The 20196-nt window shown below is 44.7% G+C and carries 11 protein-coding genes and 1 pseudogene; 6 read left to right on the top strand and 6 right to left on the bottom strand.

The annotated features are described in order from the left end of the window. Positions 1-223: 223 nt before the first annotated feature. Positions 224-2536, top strand: a complete 2313-nt coding sequence (rnr, locus tag DLE54_RS10755; RefSeq protein WP_110817139.1) for a ribonuclease R — start codon at positions 224-226, stop codon at positions 2534-2536. A 138-nt stretch (positions 2537-2674) separates the two neighbouring features. Here rnr and DLE54_RS10760 read toward each other — a convergent pair whose 3' ends face one another. Together DLE54_RS10760 and DLE54_RS10765 are read right to left on the bottom strand one after the other, a co-directional pair. Next, positions 2675-3430: an endonuclease/exonuclease/phosphatase family protein gene (locus DLE54_RS10760; protein ID WP_011961450.1), complete on the bottom strand. Its 756-nt coding sequence runs from the start codon at positions 3428-3430 to the stop codon at positions 2675-2677. 307 nt (positions 3431-3737) lie between these two features. Continuing rightward, complete coding sequence (locus DLE54_RS10765; RefSeq protein ID WP_110817140.1) at positions 3738-4850, bottom strand: hypothetical protein; 1113 nt, start codon at positions 4848-4850, stop codon at positions 3738-3740. A 550-nt stretch (positions 4851-5400) separates the two neighbouring features. Between DLE54_RS10765 and DLE54_RS10770 the strand changes: the two are divergent. Beyond that, positions 5401-7537, top strand: a pseudogene (locus tag DLE54_RS10770) (M3 family metallopeptidase). Between the two features lies 1 nt (position 7538). Continuing rightward, the gene (locus DLE54_RS10775; protein ID WP_011961453.1) at positions 7539-7784 is read left to right on the top strand and encodes a YheV family putative metal-binding protein; all 246 of its coding nucleotides are present in this window, start codon (positions 7539-7541) and stop codon (positions 7782-7784) included. Positions 7785-7919: 135 nt separating this feature from the next. Here the strand turns inward: DLE54_RS10775 and DLE54_RS10780 are convergent, their stop codons facing one another. The 3 genes from DLE54_RS10780 to ettA form a co-directional block, all read right to left on the bottom strand. Next, a complete protein-coding gene (locus DLE54_RS10780) occupies positions 7920-9917 on the bottom strand; it encodes a ShlB/FhaC/HecB family hemolysin secretion/activation protein (RefSeq protein WP_110817141.1) in 1998 nt (665 codons plus the stop codon). A 103-nt stretch (positions 9918-10020) separates the two neighbouring features. Then, positions 10021-14520 (bottom strand): hemagglutinin repeat-containing protein, encoded by a 4500-nt coding sequence (locus DLE54_RS10785; protein ID WP_162617745.1) that lies wholly within the window; start codon positions 14518-14520, stop codon positions 10021-10023. A 752-nt stretch (positions 14521-15272) separates the two neighbouring features. Continuing rightward, positions 15273-16934, bottom strand: a complete 1662-nt coding sequence (gene ettA, locus DLE54_RS10790; protein WP_011961454.1) for an energy-dependent translational throttle protein EttA — start codon at positions 16932-16934, stop codon at positions 15273-15275. 443 nt (positions 16935-17377) lie between these two features. Here ettA and DLE54_RS10795 point away from each other — a divergent pair, with 443 nt between their 5' ends. The 3 genes from DLE54_RS10795 (at position 17378) to DLE54_RS10805 (ending at position 18943) form a co-directional block, all read left to right on the top strand. After that, positions 17378-17659 carry a GNAT family N-acetyltransferase gene (locus tag DLE54_RS10795; RefSeq protein ID WP_110817143.1) on the top strand — a complete coding sequence of 94 codons (282 nt, stop codon included), beginning with the start codon at positions 17378-17380 and terminating at the stop codon, positions 17657-17659. A 155-nt stretch (positions 17660-17814) separates the two neighbouring features. Next, positions 17815-18108: a 4a-hydroxytetrahydrobiopterin dehydratase gene (locus DLE54_RS10800; protein WP_011961456.1), complete on the top strand. Its 294-nt coding sequence runs from the start codon at positions 17815-17817 to the stop codon at positions 18106-18108. 121 nt (positions 18109-18229) lie between these two features. Then, the gene (locus tag DLE54_RS10805) at positions 18230-18943 is read left to right on the top strand and encodes a metal-dependent hydrolase (RefSeq protein ID WP_110817144.1); all 714 of its coding nucleotides are present in this window, start codon (positions 18230-18232) and stop codon (positions 18941-18943) included. Here the strand turns inward: DLE54_RS10805 and DLE54_RS10810 are convergent. Continuing rightward, entirely contained in the window at positions 18940-20136 is a 1197-nt protein-coding gene (locus DLE54_RS10810) for a DUF4105 domain-containing protein (protein WP_110817145.1), read from the bottom strand. The two genes, DLE54_RS10805 and DLE54_RS10810, sit on opposite strands and share 4 nt — an antisense overlap. Positions 20137-20196: the final 60 nt, after the last annotated feature.

Genomic DNA, 20196 nt, shown 5'->3' on the forward strand with positions numbered 1-20196 from the left:
ATTATATAGTTAATCACATAGTACCTAATAAAAGCGCTATTAAACCAAACCGTGTTTATTAGCCTATATGGCTACTCAACTTAGCACGAAAAAATCGGTTGTGAGACCAAAACAGTCACCTTATTTATAAACACTGACTTGGTCAATTTAACTATCAAATCACTTGAACTATCAGACCACCCTTACATTTAAATTAAAACACAAATAACTCATACGGTATTATATGACCTGGAACGATCCTAACGCACAACAAGAAGCTCAAAACTACGAAAATCCTATCCCAAGCCGCTTGCTTATTTTGCAAACCTTGGCCGATCAAGGAGAGCTTACTCACAAACAATTGGCTCAATCTTTTGGGATTGACAATGAAGATCAATTTGACGCTTTAGGCAACCGCCTAAAGGCCATGGCCCGTGATGGCCAAGTCAACCGTGAAGGTAGACCTTATAAATACCGCGCTGTGACAAAGCAAGATGTGGTCACAGGTACCGTATCAGCGCATGCCAAAGGCTTCGGCTTTTTGGTACTTGATGACATGCCAGATTTGTTTTTGCATGAAAAACAGATGCGCTGGGTATTCAACGGCGATACCGTTAATGCTATCGGCACTACCACCGATAATCGTGGCCGCACTGAAGGACGTATTGTTGAGGTTATCGATCGCCAACAGACCCACTTTATCGGTACCTTAGAAAAAGATGATGAAGGCTATACCGTATCTTTGGCAAGCCCCAACAATCATCAACCGATTACCGTTACCGAAGACAATGTCAAGGCAGTGAATGCCAAGCCAGGTGTTGCGGTAAAAGTCGACATTATCGATTGGCCGACTCAACACGAATTTGCCACCGGTAAAATCGTTAACGTGATGGATGATGATAATGACCGTGAGGTAATTATTGAAACCACTTTGCTTAACTATGATATCCCAAGCGAATTTGGTGCAGGTGTTATCAAGCAAGCCAATAGTTATAAAGAGCCTAACAAGAAAGATTTGCAAGGCCGCATTGATATCCGCGACTTGCCAATGGTCACCATTGATGGTGAAGATTCACGCGACTTTGACGATGCGGTATATGCGGAGAAGCGTCCAGGCGGTAACTACCGTGTGGTAGTGGCCATCGCCGATGTGAGCCATTATGTCACCCCCAATTCAGCATTAGACCATGAAGCCTTCGAGCGGGGTACTTCTGTATATTTCCCACATCATGTGGTACCGATGCTACCAGAAGTATTGTCTAATGGCCTGTGTTCATTAAACCCAGGCGTTGACCGTCTATGCATGGTCGCCGATATTAAGTTATCACGCGCCGGCAATATCACCGGTTATGAGTTCTACCCTTCTGTGATGCACTCTCAAGCCCGTTTGACTTATAACCAAGTCAATGATTACTTTGACGGTAAGATGGAAAATGTCCCAGACTCTTTAACAGGCAATAAAGACGTTAAAAAATCTGTCGATACCATGCATCAGCTATACAAAGTATTGGTTAAAAAGCGCGAAGAGCGCAATGCGATGGAGTTTGAGACACCTGAGACTTATATTAAGTTTAATGAAGAAGGCGGCATTGATGCCATCGTGCCACGTACCCGTGGTGACTCGCACAAGCTGATTGAAGAGCTTATGTTATTGGCCAACACCTGTGCTGCTAACTTTGCCCTTAAAAATGAGCTGCCCGTGTTATACCGTAATCACGATAAGCCAGATTCTGAGAAATCTCGCACAGTGCATGAATACGCCAAAAACTTCGGTATCAGTTTCCCAGAGGAAAACCCCACTCAGGCGGACTACAAGCGGATTATCGAAGCCACCAAAGATCGTCCAGATGCGGTGAGTATTCACAGCATGCTGCTGCGCTCTATGATGCAGGCCAACTACTCACCCGACAACATCGGTCACTTCGGTCTTGCTTATGATGAATACTCACACTTTACCTCACCGATTCGCCGTTATCCTGACTTAATGCTGCACCGTGCTATTAAGGCCAAAGTCACTGGTAAAAAACAACCGCAAATGGACTTTACGCTAGAAGAAGCCGGTCAGCAGACTTCAGATACGGAGCGCCGTGCTGAAAAAGCCTCGCGCTTTGTTGAGAGCTGGTTAAAATGCCACTACATGAAAGATCATGTGGGTGAAGAGTTTGATGGTGTGGTCACCACAGTCACCAGCTTCGGTCTATTTATCAATTTGACTGAATTGTTTATTGATGGCTTAGTGCACATCTCAAACGTGGGTAAAGACTACTTCGTTTATGATGAAAAGCAGCAGCAACTTATCGGCCAAGACAAAGGTATGGTCTATGGTCTAGGCGACTTAGTACGTATTAAAGTGGCTGCGGTCAACATGGACTTATTGCAAATTGACTTTGAGCTTATTGCCAAGCTTAAAGCCAGCGCCATGAACCAAACCAAAAAAGACGGTAAAGCCAACGCTAAACAAAAGCCATCGGCTCAAAACAGCAGCGCTAAACATGGGGAAGACAAAAAACCGTCTCGTCGCCGTAGTAGCCGAGGCCGTGGTAAACCTAAGTCTTAGACCGGTCTATAAGCTTACAACGCTTGAGACAAAAAAGTTGAACCGTTAAGCATAAAAAGGCGCCATTCAGTGATCTGGGTGGCTTTTTTATTGGCTTATCATTTTAGCTGATAGTTAAAGCTTGAGGTTTATTGTCCCCTATAAGCTCAGCTCAGCACTGATGGGTAAATGATCCGATAGCTCAGACCAAGGCTTGCCCTTATGCACCCAAGCCCGCTTAACCTTGAGGTTACGTACATAGATACGATCAAGGCTTAGTACCGGCAGCTTAGCCGGATAAGTGGGCAACAGCTTTTTATGTTTTTGCATAAAAGCTTCTGTCATATTAAGCTCATGCGCCAATCTTTGACACGAGACTTTTTTCCAGTCGTTAAAGTCACCCGCTAAGATAAGGGGCCGGCTTTGATCAATGGTGTCATTGACGTACTCAGCAATGGCTCTATACTGCTTTTGACGATCATTCTCTAACAGATTTAAATGAGCGCACAGCACCACCACCGGCTCAGGCCAACCCAAAGGCAACACTTCACAGTGCAGCACGCCTCTTTGCTCAAGCTTATTTACAGTGATATTTACATTGTGCTTGGGGTCAAGTGGATGACGACTGAGCACTGCATTGCCATGGTGACCATTTTCATATTCGCAGTTTTTACCATAGCTATGTGCGCAGTTTAGATATTCACCAAACCACTCATGTTGCGATTGATTGGGGTATTCGTTGTATTTGACCATACGTTTAAGGTTTTGCCCCTGCACTTCTTGTAGACATAAGATATCAGGGTGTAAGTCTTTTAAAGCCATGCCTATTTGCTTGGTCACAACTTGGCGATTGAGCGGAGACATGCCTTTATGGATGTTATAGGTGGTAATGGTGATGCTATTGGAATTTATCATTATCAATATACTTAATAGTGTCAAAGTGAGTGAACTAAAATGGCTTTATTTTTATTATGAGCGCTTATGCTTAGCCTTGTCTGGATGATTATAATATGGATTGGGCTTAAGATTTGAGGTCGATTCGTTTTTTAATGCAGTATATTGTTAGCAATTATTTGGCAAGACTTAATAGCTCACTTATCTTATCGGCTTAATAAACCCGTCTTATGAACCTAATAAAAAAGACACTGATTATAAATCAGTGTCTTTTTATATCACTCACAGCAGCTTGGGTTTAGCGCTGTTTGGATGATACGATTTGAGGCTAATAGCGAGTTACCAAAGCAATCGACATCTGTTCATCCATAATGTCTTGCGGCATAAATACCACCTTACCCCCATTATGAATGACCTGTTCAATAATTTCACCCACCGCATCATCGGTTACCCCGTCAGCAGTAGGATCCTCTGCTAATTCTAACGTCTGCGCTTTTTCATCGATTGTTGCAGGCTGCATATAACCACGGCGCAAGTACAAGGTCTCACCCGCACCTTGGAAGGCTGCACGGTAAACTTCTTGTAAATCTGTGCGCAGCATCTCTACACCACGCGCTTTATCAATATCGCCTAACGCCGCTTCATGCAGTGAGCTGCGATATGCTTCAACGGCTTCTTGTACGCCATCTACTATATGCTGAGCACTGCCATTTTCTAAATCGGTTACGTTAGATACGGCGCCGATGATATTATCAGGGCGATCACAGACTTCTTTATAATAGCTGATGTTACGGTTGTCCCCTACTAAAATCAGTGGCATTCTATGCTCACCCCACAGCTCCTGAACACTCTTATCCACACGGTTAAAGTACTCTTTTAGGTAGCTGTTTTCGTTGTTCGCTGAACGATCAGAGCCACCATCGCCTGTTTTATAAAGGCTGTTGTTCTCAATAGGAAAGGGAATACTTTCCATGTGGTTTTGCGCTTTGTCATTCTGATCAAACTCTTTGATCACACGGCCGTTTGCCGCTTCAATCAGGCGGGCTTGGTCACGGCCGAGTACCACCACGTAATAATGTACAGCACTTGCCATATCACGAACCAAATCACGGGTCGCAAAACGTTCACCGATAATCACACGCTCTTTGGCATCAAAAGGCAGACGAATAACCTGGACATCTTCTGTACTGGCAAATATCGCTAAGGTATCTAGGTTATAGTTGTGGTCTAGATGATCAGTTTCGGCATGGATTTTGTCCATAATAGCCGCCGCTGTCCCTTTATCGTACTCATTAGTAATCCGCTCTTGCGCCACTTTAAGTTGATTCTTTAAAGAAATAGGGTCTTGCTCATTATCAGGATGCTGTCTGTGCGTGGTTACAAAGATACTTACCGCAGGGTTTGCTGTGCTTTCGCGTAAACTTTTCAAAGTCGCTTTCATAAAAATTTCCTTATTATTGTTGCTTTGGACTATTGTTGCTTTGGATTATTGTTGCTTTGCTTTCTTAAAATTATTGTTTATTTTGACTATATAATTCACCTTAACAACTAAACACCCTATCTGCCACATGATTTTGTAAAGCAATGTTGAGGGCACTTAATAGCTTGTGTGTGTTGTGTAATTAAGTGAGTCGCCCTTTTTGTCTATCAAGTATTCCTACAATCTCACTGCAGACAAAACTACAGACAAACCATAAAAACAACGGCGATAAACAAATTGCCCTAAACATCGCTTAATCGCACAATCAGCAGATAAGGGCGCAACTGGCCTCTTGTAATCTGTGCTGATAGGCTCAATAGTTATTACAAAGCGCGTATTTTGTCGCCTATTTTTACAGTATTAACCTAGGATTTCTTATACTTTAAGCTGTTAATTTGTTTACAGTTACTATTTAGCCGGCTGTTATTAGACTGTTATGTGGCTGGCCGGTAGTTAAGTTAACATCCCTTTTATTACTGTCCATTCGCTTGTTAGCTTTAGGAATTCATTTATGCACCCTACCTCTTATACCAAAGATATTGATCCAAATTTACATCTGGTCAACTTCTCTGAAGTTACCCCAGAGCGGCTCAAAAAGCAGGTAACTGATGCTTTAGCGAAAGGCACCGCTTTTTTGGATAAATTAGATACGCAGCACAGTGCACCGGCTGAAGCTCAGCAGGCTTTGGATGATATTATCGAGTTTGACCATATTGGCCTAGACTTAGACCGCAGTTGGGGTATTTTGTCTCATCTTAATAGCGTGATGAGTAATGAGGATATCCGTGATGTGCATCATGACTTGCTGCCTGCCCTCTCCGCCTTTGGTACCCGTGTGGGTCAAAACAAACCTCTATAGCCGCTATCAAACCATCAAAAATGACAGCGCATTCTTTGCAAGCTTAGAGCCTGCCCGCAAGCGTGCTATTGAGCTTGCTATTCAAAGCTTTGAGCTGTCTGGTATTGGCCTAGCTGCCGAAGAGCAGGCCCGTTATGCTGATATTCAAAGCCAGTTATCGACCTTATCTGCTAAGTTCTCAGACAATATTTTGGATGCCACACAGGCCTTTGCGCTACCTTTAAGCAATGAGCAGCTTGCCGGCATTACCGAAAGTGGTCTTGCCATGCTCAAAGCAGCAGCTGAGCAGTATATCGCCAAGCAAGACGCCGACCCGTCGATGCAAGATAAGCCTGAGTATGTGGCTACCCTAGATATCCCAGTGTATCTGGCTGTGATGACTCATGCTGAGGATCGTAAGCTGCACGAAATATTATACAAAGCGTATGTCACTCGTGCCTCACAGTTTGATAGCCACACAAACGCCAAACAAGAGACGCTGGATAACAGCGATATCATGGCGCAGATATTACAGTTGCGCACTCAAAAAGCACAGCTTTTGGGGTTTAACAACTATGCTGAAGTCTCCTTATCACGCAAGATGGCAGACAGTGCTGAGCAAGTAGAGCGCTTCTTACGTGACTTGGCCAGCAAAGCTATGCCTGCTGCCGAGGCTGATTTAGCACAGTTACAAGCAGAAGCTGCTAAGCTGTGCATCGAGCAGATTCAGCCTTGGGATACTGCCTACTTGGCCGAAAAAGTAAAACAGGCCAAATTCAACTTATCACAAGAAGAAATCCGTCCTTATTTCCCTCTGCCTAAAGTGATTGAAGGGCTATTTACCATTGTCAACAAGCTGTTTGGGATACGTGCCATAGAGCAGTCTGACAAAGTGGCACTGTGGCATAACGATGTGCGCTTTTATGAGCTGTTTGATAAAGATGACAGTTTAATTGGCGGTTTCTACTTCGATTTATATGCTCGCAGCGGCAAACGTGGCGGTGCTTGGATGAGCGGTTTTCAGGCCCGTTATGAGTATACTGGCAGTACACATGATGCTTATAGCCAACTGCCTGTGTGCTTTATGGTGGGTAATTTCACACCTCCAACTGCCGATAAGCCAAGTTTATTGACCCATGATGAAGTACTGACCTTGTTCCATGAGTTTGGACATGGCCTGCATCATTTATTAACCCAAGTGAGCGTTAGCGATGTGGCCGGCGTCAATGGCGTTGAATGGGATGCTGTGGAGTTGCCCAGTCAGTTCTTAGAGAACTGGGCTTGGCATTCAGAGGGTATCGCACTTATTAGTGCGCATGTTGACACTGGTGAGGCGCTACCAAAAGAGCAGCTTGAGGCACTATTGGCAGCCAAAAACTTCCAAAGCGGTATGCAGACCTTACGTCAAATTGAATTTGCTTTATTTGATTTGCTCATCCATGCCCAATCACCGGCACCCGATTATCAGAACATTTTAGCGACTTTAAATGGTGTGCGTGATGATATTGCCATCCTAGATACCCCAGATTACAACCGCTTTGCTAATGGCTTTAGTCATATCTTCGCTGGGGGCTATGCAGCAGGTTACTACTCTTATAAATGGGCAGAGCTATTGTCCGCGGATGCCTTTAGCCGCTTTGAGGAAGAGGGGATTTTTAATGCAGACACCGGTCAATCTTTCCGCGATAATATCTTAGCGGTAGGCGGCAGTTTGCCTGCCAAGACCAACTTTGAGGCCTTTAGAGGCCGTGAAGCCAGCATTGAGGCACTACTGCGTCATGGCGGCTTTATAGATGACGAGGTGGCCTAAGATGCGCTATCAATCTACTCGCCCTAAGCGTCAGTTCTTAGCCGGTGTCAGCTGTCCAAAATGTCAGACCATGGATGCTGTGGTACAGGTTCGGGTATTTGAACCTGAGCCTGATGAATACATCGAGTGTACACAGTGTGGCCATACTGAGCGGCGCCCTGATCCAGAAGCGATTATCGAAAAAAACGCCTTGGCCAATGACGCCATGAGTACCGGTACCTCAGGGACGGTTAAGTTCTTAGACTAGTCTAAGCATCTAAATTAGCTAAGCGCTTGGCCACAAAAAAGCCAGATACTAAATTTAGTATCTGGCTTTTGTCTTTTTTAAAATCATCAACTTATTTTAGGACGGGACATATCACCTAATGAGCGGTGCTGCTTATTAAAAGAACCACTGCCAAGCGGCTGATATCTCTGTATCTTGTGAGCCATCGTCTTCTCGATTGGCATAGTCGGTATGGGCACGACTGGCGCTCACATCCAGCTGCCATCGTCTATCAAACGAGGGATCTTGTGCATCATAGGCGGTCAATTTTAGACCAAGCGTGCCACTGACTGCATCACTGGTATCATCATCCAAACGATGGTCGCTGTATTTGACCACCCCATAGTCGACACCCACATAAGGCGACCACCGTATTCTCTGAGTGCCAAAGGTTTTCCAGTCTGCTTGACTCGGCTCATAGCTTAGAGTGTTACGTAGCGTGACCCCACTTTCTGCCGCATTGTAAGCATTATCAATACCGCGCACTCCAGAGTAAGTTGAACCAAGCGACTGCTGACTGACACCAAATAGCTGATCGTCACTGTACTGTGCTTGTAGCTCATGTGTCATTTGCCAATAGCCTTTACTTTGACCAGACTCAATAATGGGGTGTTGATGGGTGAAGTAACCTGACAACAGCCAGCGTAAATACTCATCCTCTAGGCCTTGCTCAGTCGCTGGATTATCATGATTACCAAATCCTTGCTCAGCACTTAAGTCGACCACCCACGCCCCCGTAGTGATTTTACTCGGATCAGTGCTTGAGCGCTTATCAAAAAGCTTGGTGTGGCTGATACCTAAGCGGCCGCTGCTTAATGTGGGGCTTTGAATATCTAACCGACTACCCAGCAGCTCACTGGTCACCTCTTGGTGAGCGACCTGACCATATAAAGTGGTAATACTGTCTTGGTCACGCTTGAACATATAATCGCCACGTATATTGGCCTGCCAGCTGTCCCCTTCTTGCTCAAGTACTGAGTTTGGCAGCTGAGTGGTTCGTTTGTACTCATCTGCTGCAAATAGTGCTGACCACTGCCAGCGGCCATTCGGAATTAGAGTATAAATACTGGCACTACGACGCTGATTGTCCTCATCATAGCCGTAGTTATCACGTAGGCTTTGCTCCATAGATATCGAGGTATAATCTGCCTGACCTAATACGTTGCGTAGGGTGCCATGGAGCTGAATTAAGTTATGACCATAGCTGTCATCTGGATCATAGCGCCACTGTATATCGGCACTAAACGGATCAACGTCGCCTTGTTGACTGACCTTAATACGCACATCTTGACCGACAGGATAAATATCGAGTAGCAATTGCCCATCAATCACACGCTCCCCATGACTGACCGCTTGATCCAGTGTCGCCATATTTGCCGCTTTGCCGATAATATCGCCAAATAAGCGTGCGGTCGGAAGCTTGGTTTGATTGTCTATCTCGGTAATTTTAGCGACCGATACTTGCCAAACAAAACGACCGGCTTTAGCAGGGGTCGGGACAATATTAATCTTAAAGTAACCAGCATCCAGATACGCTTCAGTAATCGCACGCACCAAATCGTTAGCATCAGATACTGACACACACTGCCCTGCCTGTGTGTTTGGTGACGACGCTGTAGTTTGCGAATTAGTCTGCAAGTTAGCCGTCATTTCCTTGTTATCTACAGACAGCTGTCTGGCTTGTTGACGCAGCTTAGCTTGCACGGATCGAGTTAACTGCGGCATGTCACTCAACGTGATTTGCTGAATAGGCAGGCAAGCCGCCGTGCTTGGATCAGCTTGACTGGGCTGAGTATTAGCCGATGCATCTGCACCTTGATCATTGCCGCTTTGCTGCGACTGACGCAGTGCCTCAATACGCTGCTGCTGTAATGACTCTTGCCAAGCTTGTTGTTGTTCAATGGTCTGCTTTGAAGGAGAGGCCAAAGTGTTATTAATCGCTGCGGCACTCCTCATATCTCCTGTGGCAGCCGCCGCTACGACAGGCAATACAGCACCACTGGTCATTAGAGCTAGCAGCGTACTGCGTAGATAACCGTGAGACTCATGTCTGGTTTTAAAAGAGGGTTTGTTGCTATTAATAGCGGACGTTATAAAAGGTGATAACATAATCATTCAACATCTATCATGGAGGATTAAAAAGCCCACACCTGTGACAGGTATGGGCTCGAATAACGTACAAAGCATCTATAAAAATAATAGCTGCTACAGCGAGGCGTTAAAGCTTAACATCTGCCTTGGTATTAGCGCCATCGTTATCATCCCAATTAAAATTAGCATCAACATGAACAGGTAAATCTAGCGGCTTGCCTTCAAAGGTATCTTGAACCAAGCTTGGGATGCTTTGAACAAAGCCTGGGATACTAAAGGTTTTTGCATCTACACTTGCACCAACATTATGCACAAAGTCATCATTATTGGTGGTTTTCATCTTTGCATCACCCAGCTTGCTATTAGCGGCTCTGACGGTGGCAGCTTTGACAGCAATATCATTGCTACCCACTGACGCATCAAGATTATCCGCAGTCACTGTGGCGTGGTGCGTCGTTTGCTGATGGTCAACTTCAAGTCCCGCTCTACCTGCAGCGCTAACGCCTAAGATAGTTCCGTTATTAAAGTCATCTTTTAGCAATCCTAGCACATCACCTTTAGCGGCATCTGCAATAAATTGAATAGGTGATCCATCCACTGCAAGATCAGTATCTACCTCTACTTTTCTCACCACATCTTGTGCTGAGCTGATAGTCAGATCATTACCAGATACGGTTTGTAGGCTGCCTGCATCGATATTACTCTGTAATGTCACATCCTTACCAGTATTTATAGCGATGCGGTCAGCGTTGACTTCACCAAGCTGATAATACTGGCTGTTGTCTGACTCAATGTTTAAGTGAGCACCGATATTATCGGTATTAAAGCTGCCCTCACCTGCATTGGCAGAGACATTACCACCGATACCAACATTGCCTACTTTATTACGAGACTCGGCGGCAATAACCGCAACGTTACCGTCTTTATTGTCATTGGTTAAGCTCACATTATCCGCATGGATTGTGGCGCCTTCGACAACCAGCGCATCATCTGCTTCATTTGCGGTCACGGTTAAGTCACTGGTATTAACGGTAGCGCCGTGCGCTTTATTACCAGTCTCATTAACCACACCTAAGTGACCACCAACACCGATGTCATCACTACTAAGGATAGTATCAGCAATATTTAGTGAAAACCCTGTATTACCGTCCATAGCGACACCAACCGCACGATGGTTGTCTTGAGCCGCTGCGATATTAGCACGGTTGCCTTTTATGATAACCTCATCGGCATTGATAGTTGCGCCATCAACTTGTGCTAACTGCTGAGCTGTTACGGCTACTTTTTGTGCATCTACATTTGCAGTTTTGGCTTGTGAGTCTTCTACGCTTAGGTAATTAAAGCCTGCTTGACCATTAAACGAAGGCGTACCAACGACTGCGCCCGCTGCGGCTGTGGCAGGAATAACCGTCAGACCCACTGAACCACCAAGTTTACCGCCGCCTACAGTGGTCCACTGCTTGTCATCATTTTGTCCAATACGCGCCTCTTCACCGGCGCTAAGCGTATAGTTATCTGCCGTGACATCTTGTGCCGCTGTCGCACGTGTGCCTGCATTAATCGCAACCTCTTTTGCGTTTAATTGGCCTTTAACCGCTTTTGCATCACCGGTTTGTAAGTAGTCATACTCACCGCTGCCAGTAACACCAATGGTCACATCGGCTAAGGTGCTGCTGCTGGCGCTAACGCCTACATCACCGCGGCCGCTGTGCGTGGTTGTGACCGTTGAATCATATGCAGAAGTACCATTATAGTCATCTGCTTTAATATTAATGCTGTTGGCTTTGATTTGGGTACCGGCATCAACCGCACTATTGGCCGCATCAACTGTCACGGTATTGTCAGCATTGATGGCTGTCGTATGGGCTGTTTTGACCTCAGTGGTTTGACCAATACCGTCTCCAGATAAGCTAACCGCACCGCCAATAATTGGGCTGATACCTGCGAAAGCCGTTAATGCGGCATCACCACCGGCCACAACATTACGATCAACCACACGGTCGTAAGACGCCTCATTGGTAATGTCTTGACCGCTTAAGCGTACGTCAGCCGCTGTAATCTGTGCCCCTTTATTGGCTAAGGTTTCAGTCGCCGTTAATGAGGCGCTCTCGCCTGCGTTAACACTAGAATTAACGGCCTGATACTCATTGTGCTCATCAATAATTTGATCGGTTCCAATACTTAGACCAACTTCAACACCCGTTACGCCGCCTCTAATATAAGCTTCAGGGCCGGTGCTCTTAGCCACTTTGCTATCAACTGCAGTCAGCGCTTCACTGGCACCGATTGTCACATTATCTGCACGGATAGTGGTGTTTTGTGCGGCGGTTAAATCACTGCCATTTAAGTTAATTTCTGCGGCATTAAGCTCAGCATTACCCGCTTGTAGCGTGTTACCACGGGCGCTACCTGTACCAGTCGTCGTTAGTGTGGTCACACCTTTGATAGAGCTTTTTGATTCAAATAAATCTGGCTTATCAAACGCCGCTAAACCTTGGCTTAAATCAACATTAAGGCTGGCTTCTGTACCGCTCTCAATATCATAGGTTTCAGTTTTGGTAATATCAGTCGCATTGGCAGCTTCTGTATTTAGCTCACTGTTTGCGGTCACATTTAGGCGGTCAGTTGCTGAAACATCACTGCCTGAAACCGTCACGCTGTCACCAGTTAAGCTCATATTTTTTGCTGTTAAGCTGCTAGCAACTGCAGATGTCGCAACACGATCTGTCGCTGACTTTTTATCGGTGATATTAAAGGCTGTACCGTGACGATCTTCGCTATAGTCTTGCTCTTTTGCAAAACCGTTAGCGACCTCTAGTGCCTCACCTGCATTGATATCCAGTGTATCGTCAGCAGTAACTGAACTGGCATTGACGCTGACATTTGTATCACTGGCTAAGCTTACGTTATTGGCTTTGATTTGACTGCCAGTAACCGCGGTTTGTTGTTTGTTATCAATGTGAGTTTCACCGCCACCGATACCGCCCCAATATTTGAAGTCTTCTTCATCTGTTTGGCGATTTGTGGTGGTGGTGCCTGCAATACTCAGCCCTTTATCAGCCGTTAATTGAGCGCTATCCGCCGTTAGCTGTACACCTTCTAAACCCAGCTCACCGTCACTGTTTAATGCCACGCTATCAGCATTAATAGCGGTTTGATGACCGGCTTGAGTCGCATCCGTTTGAGTGTGCGCACCTGATTTTAAGGCAGCCGTTTCACGCTTATAACGATTGATTTGGCTTTGTGAATTCTCGGTGGTTTCAGCAGATGCTTGCAAATCGCCACCAGTATTAACCGTTACAGTCTTCGCATTAATCGCTGTCCCTGCAATACTTGTATCTGCCGCAGAGCTGACATTAATTTGATCGGCAGCATCTAGGCTTGACTGATGGTACTGCTGGGTTTTGTTTAAGGTTTCATCTTCATTAAACCACAAGCCTTTGCTGTTACGGGTCGTTGTGCTGTCTGTATCGGTTGTGGTCACACCACTTAAATCAACTGTCTCACCGCTAACACTGATATTATCGCCTGTCACTTGGCTGCCTGATACGGTGATATCACCGCCTGCTAGTGCAACGTCTGTACCGGCGATGCTTGAGCCATTAAATGCCTGGGTCTCTTGATAGCCTGAATGGGTTAGTGTCACTCTATCTTCAAGCTCCTCTTTAGTGACTTCTTTGTCCGTACGGGCCGTTGTAACATCACCGCCAACAGACAAGTTATCACGACCTGTTAAATCAACTGAGCCACCTTTAATAGTGCTATCAACAACCGCTAAATTAGCAGCCGTGGCATCAAATTCTTGCCCAGCAGTAAACTGACCTTGCAAAGTTTGTGTCGCTTTCTCATCTGTATTATGCAGACGGATGCGGCCTGATTGCATACTGCCTAGGATTTGGCCGTCTAACACTACTTTGGGCTGAGAGCGCTCTAAGCCGCTTACTTCAAGCGTGTCATAATCTACTTTATTACGCCCTGAAATAACGTTAATGGCATCCGTTGCTGTGATATTGCCATTGATATCTACTTTTGGTGCCAATAAATCCAAACGCTGTGCACCATTCACATCACCGCTCACCGTTAAGGTCTTGCTTTGACGGTCACCCACATTAAAGCTCTCTAGACGCTCCTTTGCAATATTTGGCGTACCCACAACCAACGACGCACGGTTGGTATTAATAAAACCGCCGCCCTCAGAGGTAATGCCATTAGGGTTAGCAAGTACATAATCAGCAGCCATCCCAAATACTTCTTGTTGACCTAACAACAATGATGGGTTTTTGCTGACCACCTCATTTAAGATAACAGAGGCGGTCCCCGTTAAGTTGCTATTAGCATCAAGCTGACCTGCAAGCTGTGATTTACCAGCGGTCAGTGAGTTATTTAATACAGCGCCCGATTTACTCACATTAAAGTCTTTATACTGGTTATGAGAAAGACCTTTTGAGTTTGGGTTAGCAATATTGACAACATCGACATTACCTACTTGGCTCACACTGGTTTCGCCAACGGGTTTAATATTGTCTGCAAGTGCAGAAACACTCATAAAAGGTAATACCAGCGCCATGCTGACTGCGCTTGCAATCCGGCCTTGAGGGGATAATCTAAAAGCTTGTGTGTGATTCATAACCGTGCCCTTTTTAGTAATTATTGCCAAACCTATCTTCATTGTTGAAGCTCATCTACACCCTAAGATAGATTTGACAGAGATGAAGCTCTATCACATCAACTTAATAATAAAATCAAATCTATGATTCATCTAATCAGATAAATATGACATTATTATTACAATTAACGCTGTCGTTACAATTGCCACCACTTGTTACCTATAGTTAATAGTGAATCAGTTGTTAAACACACTTCATCATTTAAATTAGCAAAAAGAACAACCGTTTAGCTGCTATTTTTGTATCTAAATGTGATAATAAGACTGCATTTAAAATAATCATTAATTAATAAATTTAAATTAAGTTACATATATCAGGATGAATACTACTCATATGAACTCTTTTTGTTATCTATAAATACTCATCCTCTCTCGTCGCAGCGCTTTATTTATTAGATATAGTAATCATTAGAGCTATTTTTTAAATTAATTGTTAAATAAAAAATACTAAACAATATATTTAATATTGTTTAGTATGGCTTGCCATTGCTTGTTAACAAAAAAATTACAACGACCCTGTCCATAAAAAATAATGTTATTTATTAATAACCTGCCTAAAATATTAAAAGCTGTATGTATAAGTAGGTACCATATTTATCCTCTAAAAGCGCTATCTATATATAGTCCAGATAAAAACAACCCAGATAAAAAATAGGGCATAACCGAAATTCAGTTATGCCCTATTATTGCTTTATAGATGCCGACGTTTAGCGTTAGCCACTAATCTTCTTGTACTTCATACGCTTAGGACCAGCATCATCCCCTAGAGTCTTCTTGCGATATGCTTCGTACTCTGAGTAGTTACCGTCATACCATACAGGGCCTTCTGGCTCAAACGCCAAGATATGGGTTGCAATACGGTCAAGGAACCAGCGGTCATGCGAAACAACCAATACGGTACCTGGGAATACTTGAATCGCGTCTTCTAGGGCACGTAAGGTTTCTACGTCCAAGTCGTTCGATGGCTCATCCAGTAAGATAACGTTGGCGCCCTGCTTTAGCGTTTTTGCTAATTGCAGACGGTTACGCTCACCACCAGATAGGTTACCGACCAGCTTTTGCTGATCTTGACCTTTGAAGTTAAAGCGGCCAATGTACGCACGGCTTGGGGTTTCGTAGTCGCCAACTTTAATGATGTCTAAGCCGTCTGATACTTCTTCCCACACGGTTTTGTTATCATCAAGGTTATCACGCACCTGACCCACATAGGCGACGCTGACACTCTCACCGAGCTCAACCGAACCGGTATCTGGCTTATCAAGACCGGTCATCATGTTAAACAAAGTGGTCTTACCGGCACCGTTAGGGCCAATGATACCGACGATGGCCGCTGGTGGTACGTTAAAGCTTAGGTTTTCGTACAATAGACGATCACCGAAAGATTTTGAGATGTTATTTACCTCAATCACTTTGTTACCTAAACGAGGGCCTGGTGGAATATAAATCTCTGAGGTCTCGTTACGCTGCTGGAATTCTTTTGAGTTTAGCTCTTCAAAGCGCTGGATACGAGACTTAGATTTGGCCTGTTGACCTTTTTGGTTTTTACGCACCCACTCAAGCTCTTTTTTCAGCGCTTTAGCAAATGATTCTTCTTGTTTCTGCTGCTCTTCTAGACGTTTGTTCTTCTGCTCTAGCCACTCAGTGTAGTTACCTTCATAAGGGTAGCCATAACCACGGTCAAGCTCAAGAATCCACTCGGCCACGTTATCCAGGAAGTATCTATCGTGGGTAATGGCAACGATGGTACCACTAAAGTTCTTCAAGAACTGCTCTAGCCACGCCACAGACTCTGCGTCCAAGTGGTTAGTCGGTTCGTCAAGCAGTAACATGTCAGGGCGAGATAGCAACAGACGACACAGTGCCACACGGCGCTTTTCACCACCCGATAGTTTGCTTACATCGGCATCCCAAGGTGGCAGACGTAGTGCGTCGGCGGCTTTTTCAAGCTGAGTATTTAAGTTATGCGCATCCCAAGCCTGAATGATGTCTTCCATCTTACCTTGCTCTTCAGCCAGCTTATCGAAGTCGGCATCGGGGGCGGCATATTCTGCATAAATCTCATCCAGACGGGTCAGCGCATCTAACGCCTCACGCATACCATCTTCAACGTTACCGCGTACATCTTTGCTGTCATCTAGCTGTGGCTCTTGAGGCAGGTAACCAATCTTTGTACCGGGCTGCGCACGAGCTTCACCACTATAATCGGTGTCCACGCCAGCCATGATGCGTAGCAGTGTTGATTTACCCGCACCGTTAATGCCTAAAACGCCAATTTTTGCGCCAGGAAAGAAAGACAAGCTAATGTCTTTTAGAATTTCACGTTTTGGCGGAACAAGTTTTGATACCTTGTTCATGGTATAAATATATTGTGCCATTAAGACTCCATTATCAGGGTTAGGTCTGATTAAAAATCAAATAAAAAAGCAATTAGAAATCGAATATACGGTTAAGCAGCATTATCGCATATTGGCCTACAGTTATCATCTTATGTTGTGGTTTTCCTGCTATTGTATGGCTTTTTCATAGCTATTATCAGCGTATTGCCACAAACGGGGGCCTATTTACGTTATCACCCAAAAGCTATAACAATACACTGCATGAATTGTAGCGCTTTATGCTAAAGTAATCATTAAAAGTCAGCCCTTATCATTTGGACATTTTACTTACAGTTTGCGCTCTAAATACCCCCCAACACTTTAGTAATCTGTGAGTAATAAAACTTATAAATCGGTCTATTACTTATTTAAGGGCTTAACTGTTCTACCTTAACCATGAATTAAAAGCACTATCCACTTTACTATTTATTAGGGAGTAGTTTATGACACAATCTATCGATATCACTCATAACACCGCTGAAAACCGTTTTGAAACCACAATTGATGGTCATACAGGATTTATCAGCTATCAAGATCAAGGCGATGCCATTGTATATGACCACACTATCGTGCCATCAGAGCTTGGTGGTAAAGGCGTGGGGTCGGCGCTGGTGAAGCATGCCCTAGACTATGCCCGTACTGAGAACAAAAAAGTAGTGCCACAGTGCTCATTCGTAGCCTCCTATATTAACAAACATGAGGCGTACCAAGACCTGGTAAAATAGCCATAAAAACCCAGGTGGTTTATAAAAAAATATAAGCAATAATACACACTTAGGCATTACAATTCCCATAAAGCAAATATAATATACTAGAGGCTGTTTTGCCGTGCTCTGGTGTATTATTATAGGGGTATCTTTGACTTATTTAGGAGGGCTTTATGAGCCATCTCACTGACTCTCAAGTAGAGCTGCAATTGCAAGATTTAGAAGGCTGGGTTAAAGAAGGTAATGCTATCGTCAAGACCTTTATTTTCCATGATTTTGTCGAGGCGATGAGCTTTATGGTTCAAGCCGCTTTTCGCGCCCAAGAGCTCGAGCATCATCCTGAATGGACCAATATTTATAATGAGGTCCACGTGCGTTTGACTACCCATGACTTAAACGGTATTTCAAGCCATGATATTCGTCTGGCCAAGCGTATGGAGCAAATATTGCAGCAAAAAACCTTTTAATTTCACTGAGCAAAGCTCTTAGAGATTAAGGGTTTAACCCTCTGTTTGCATAGGTAGCGGTTGCGTAATCAACAGCTACCTATTTTTTATCACCCTCTTTTGATTGATAGGCTAATATTCTGTGGCAAATTTTAAAACCCACCTTACTGGCGGCTTTGCAGTCAGTGGGGTTTTGGGCTTGATTACTTATAAAGCAGGCTTGGTAGATGCTCAGCAGTTCTTAATGTGTGTGTTGGCAGGCACGGTGGGCGGCCTGCTGCCTGATATCGACTCTGACAACTCCACGCCAATTAAAATGGGCTTTGACTTTGTGTCACTGGCGACTGCCTTTGCGTTGGTGATTCACTGGCGCAGTGAGCTGTCGCTGGTTTCAATGATACTGTTATGGCTGGCAGGCTATGGCTTTGTGCGCTATGGGGTTTTTTCTATTTTCACCCGTTTGACGGTGCATCGCGGTATTATCCACTCGGTTCCTTATATGCTGGTATTGGCACTGGGGCTGACGTGTCTGAACTTTTATATCTTTGATATACCCGCCATTATTAGCTGGTTTTATGGATCCTTTTTATTGTTAGGCTCACTGGTACATTTGTGCTTAGATGAAGCGTATAGCGTTGACTTATTAAACCGTCGTCTGAAGCGCTCATCGGGTACAGCCATGAAGTTTTATCAAGACTCTCAGCGCTATTATTATCTGGGGCTATATACTATTTTATTGATGTTTATTTTCATCTCCCCGCCTTTTGAGCCGTTTTTTGGAAAACTTACCGATCCCATCACTTGGTGGGTATTAAAAGATGAGATATTACCTCAGGTACTTATGCGTAATATTTAGTCTGCCTTAGCCACTAAAGCTGGCTGCGGTATCTGTTGACGGATTTGCTTTGAGTAGCTGTCTGCGCTTTGATTGTTCTCAACGCTAAAGTGTGCCACCTTGGGATTGATATGCGCCGCTTTATACCATTGCTCAATACGCCAATTCTCTGTCTGCCTAGGCAATAGGTGTTGGTCATAAAGGTAATTTGGCACATAGCCGGACATCAAGATGCGATAATCCCAAGGAAAGTCCCTACCATCAATGGCACGTGCCATATCAAATATGACCGTGGTACAGTTACGAATGAGAGTGTTATACCAGATGGGCTGCTGCTGTAGCTGCTTGACCTGCTGCAAATAGGCCTTAAACAGCGCTTGCATCTGCGCTTTGCTCATCCCCTCAATAGGCAACAGATATACTTGCTCACCGCGTACATTGGTACGGGTATAAATAATATCGCGCTCTTCTGCGGCCACTACTGCCATTTCAAATTGTTTTACAAATCCGCCAAACGCTGAGAATGACTCACTTTCTTCTTTACGTATTTCAATAGAGAAGCTCAGTGGCCGCTCATCTTCAAAGCGAAAACTTAGCAAAGTGTGCGCTATTTGCTCACCCATCCAGTACGAGTTGACAATATCTACCCCGCTCAGCTTGTCTAAATCTACCGTACGCTCGCTCCAGCGCTCGGTGGCGACTACTTCCTTTGTGTCATCGCTGGCCACTTTATAATAATAAGGCGCCTCAGGCTGCGGTAGAGGCTGAGTGCCTGTGCTTCGTACCCAGTCAAAGTTACGTACATTATGCAAGGTAATCAGATTGGGGTTTTGGGGATCTTGGGTGAACTGTAGCACTTGACTCACCTCTGGCATCCAGTGTCTATCCTGCTTAGGTGGCAACCAGACAAACCACATCAAAAGCATCAGCCACAGCGTCCACAGTAGAGCCAGCTGTTTTTGCCAGTGCAGCGCTTGCTGCCAATACGACTTTAAAGTTAACCCAACGCCCACACCAAGCACCAGCAGTATAATCACTCGCAGACCCCCTAGGGGCACCAAATGTATCCACAGCACCAAGCCTGCCCATAATGCAGCCAGTAGTACCGCTAGAGTTACGCCTGCTTTTATGAGCGGTGAAATACGTGCCTGCGGGGGCTTAACCACAAGCTGTTTGGTCAGATTAGCAGTATGAGAGGGGTTGATTTTGGTCATAAGTGGGAGGCGTCCAAAGGCTAGGTTTGCCGTAAGTTTATTTTAGTGTCCGTAACTTAG

The sequence above is a fragment of the Psychrobacter sp. YP14 genome, from assembly GCF_003209315.1.
Taxonomy (GTDB): domain Bacteria; phylum Pseudomonadota; class Gammaproteobacteria; order Pseudomonadales; family Moraxellaceae; genus Psychrobacter; species Psychrobacter raelei.